This is a genomic window from Catellatospora chokoriensis (assembly GCF_011297315.1).
GTDB lineage: Bacteria > Actinomycetota > Actinomycetes > Mycobacteriales > Micromonosporaceae > Catellatospora > Catellatospora citrea.
Window position 1 is genome coordinate 1 of sequence record NZ_JAAOTI010000070.1, and the last position, 1867, is coordinate 1867.

A 1867-nucleotide genomic window follows, 5' to 3' on the forward strand; every position below is an offset into this window, starting at 1 on the left:
TCAGTTTGGAAGACCGCCAAGGACGGCCCGCGATGCCTGAAACGCCCGGTCGTCACCGCCGGGCCTCTGACCACTGGTGCCCGCTTGTGACCGTATGAGGTCTCTCCATCTGGCACGCCGCTGGCACGGTACCGGCGCGGATTTGACCGCTGTGGCTACCATGGTCATAGCCATACTTCAGGTAGACCGAGGGGCCTCCCTCAAGCCAACCGAGTATGCGAACCTGGTGCACGTGCCCGAATCTGGCTGGGCCGATTTTTCTCAGGGGAGCATCGAACCCGTGAAGGGTTGTCGATGCTTTCCCTTTTTTTGCTCCTGATCAAGCTGGCGGTCTCCCGTCGCCCGTACTGGGATGCCGTCGCGCTGTACGCCGTGCACCGGGCACGCCCAAAGGACCTGCCGCGCATCGTCCGTGAGCTCAGCCGTTGGCGGTCGCAGTCCTAGGTCGGTGCTGACAGCTGCGGGAGATCACCACCGGCACTTCATCGGTTCAGCGCGTGGTGATCTCCTTGCGGCGGCAGTCTCAGACCAAGCCAGGGGTTCTCAGTGCCGGCAAGGGCTCGGCGTAGCCGACCGCGTAGCGGCTTGGCCCTTGCCGGCACTGAGGTTCGCTGGCATGCCCTCCGGGTGGCGTCGTAAGGAGATCACCACCCCAACCCTTCCCCCTACAACCACCTCCCGCAGCTGCGCCGGGTGCATCTCTGAAGCGGTGGCCGGGGTTCGGGGCAGCGCCCCGAGAGTGGGTTCGGGACTGAAGATGTGGACCAGTACGTCTGGCCGTGCTGAAGTGTTCGAACGCGGCGACTGCCAGAAGGCGCAGACAGTTCCACGGCGTGCATCCGCTAGTAACTCTGGGTAGGGCTCGTCACTGTGGCTGCGCGCCGCGTCCCCCGCGCGGGCCGGAGGCAGAGCGCGGGGGAAGACGCGAGCGCGCGGGCCGCGCGTGCGCGGCCCTTGATCCCATAGAGACTAATTCGGCAATGTTCGTCGTTCAGCTGGCGGCGCGCTCTGGGATCGGCACCGCGTACGAGAACGTATAGCGATCGGCGCTGACGACGATGTCCGCAGTCTCGACAGCCCGTTGTCCCTGGTAGTAGGTGCGCTCTACGTACAAGACCGGAACACCTGCGGGAACTTCGAGCGCCTCTGCCTCATACGGACGTGGCGCTCTCGCCTGGACATCCTCCACCACGTGCGTGATGTGCACGCCAATCGAGTCCATCCGCGCAACGACGCCTTTCACCGGTCCGGCCTCCGGCTGCTCGATCGCCGTGCCACCGGTGAGTTCGATTGCCTCGTACGACGTCGACAGCATCACCGGCTGGTCGTCGGCAAAAAACCTGTAGTGCGTGCGCATCACGTCAGCACCAGGTTCGATCCCAAGACGTTCTGCGACGGCCTGCGGTGCCGTGGTCTGCCTGGACTGGTACTCCCACTCGGGCACTTGGCCTACGGCTCGCGCAGCTGCGGCGAACGGAGAGCCGGTTGCGCGCTGGTGGTAGAGGTCGCCGAGGATGCGGCGAGTTCGGGGCTGCTGGTCACGGACGAAGACACCTCGTCCGCGCTGGGAGACGACCAAGCCTTCACTTCTGAGCACGTCAATCGCCTGGCGAACCACGATCCGAGAGACCCCGTAGTCGGTCATCATCTCGTTCTCGGTCGGGAGTTTGTCGCCACCGCGCAGTGCGCCGTCAAGGATGCGGCTGCGGAGATCATCTGCGATCTGAAGGTATGCAGGTCGTCCCGAGAAGTTGTTCATGATGTTTTCCTCCGCCTGCTTGTACGGACAAGTAGAGCATGTCCACCTCCTGCCAGGCAAAACATGCTCGTCAGGCGTTGGCATCCGATGCTGGTTGACGCGGTGGTT

The 1867-nt window shown here is 64.2% G+C and carries 1 protein-coding gene; it reads right to left on the reverse strand.

Annotated elements, in window-relative coordinates:
* Nucleotides 1-991: 991 nt before the first annotated feature.
* Entirely contained in the window at nt 992-1759 is a 768-nt protein-coding gene (locus HAV39_RS41990) for a GntR family transcriptional regulator (RefSeq protein WP_191844652.1), read from the reverse strand.
* Nucleotides 1760-1867 lie beyond the last annotated feature (108 nt).

Excerpts from the sequence above, each read along its gene's own strand:
- HAV39_RS41990 (WP_191844652.1), bottom strand. The coding sequence starts at position 1,759 with ATGAACAACTTCTCGGGACGACCTGCATACCTTCAGATCGCAGATGAT.